The organism is Mesorhizobium sp. M1A.F.Ca.ET.072.01.1.1 (assembly GCF_004023325.1).
In the GTDB taxonomy this organism is placed as follows: Bacteria; Pseudomonadota; Alphaproteobacteria; order Rhizobiales; family Rhizobiaceae; genus Mesorhizobium.
On record NZ_RZSF01000706.1, the window covers coordinates 1 to 539 of the forward strand.

Annotated in this window: 1 protein-coding gene; it reads left to right on the forward strand. The window is 67.0% G+C overall.

The annotated features are described in order from the left end of the window. Positions 1 to 539 (forward strand): SDR family NAD(P)-dependent oxidoreductase (locus tag EOA32_RS37640; RefSeq protein ID WP_145971530.1); only part of this gene is annotated, 539 nt, incomplete at both ends.

Below are 539 nucleotides of genomic sequence, written 5' to 3' on the forward strand. Positions count from 1 at the left end.
ATTGGCCGTTCCACTGCGACGCTGATGGCGGAGCACGGGGCGCGCATTGCAATACTCGACCTTGATGAAGGGCAAGCGCGTGATGCCGCCGCGTCGCTCGGTGGCCAACATATCGGCCTCGCCTGCAATGTCACCGACCTCGACGCGTGCAGGAAGGCTGCCGCCGCGGTGAGCGAAGCCTTCGGCAGGGTCGACGTGCTCTGCAACAATGCCGGCGTAACGCAGCCGGTGAAGACGCTGGAGATCGGCCCGGCCGACTGGGACCGCGTCCTCGACGTCAATCTGCGCGGCGTCCTCTACCTCAGCCAGGCCTTCATCCCGCACATGCGCGACAATGGCGGCGGTTCGATCATCTGCATGTCGTCGGTTTCCGCGCAACGCGGCGGGGGCATCTTTGGCGGCCCGCACTATTCCGCCGCCAAGGCTGGCGTGCTCGGGCTGGCCAAGGCGATGGCGCGCGAGTTCGGCCCTGACGGCATCCGCGTCAATTGCCTGACCCCCGGCCTGATCCCGACCGACATCACCGGCGACAAGCTGAC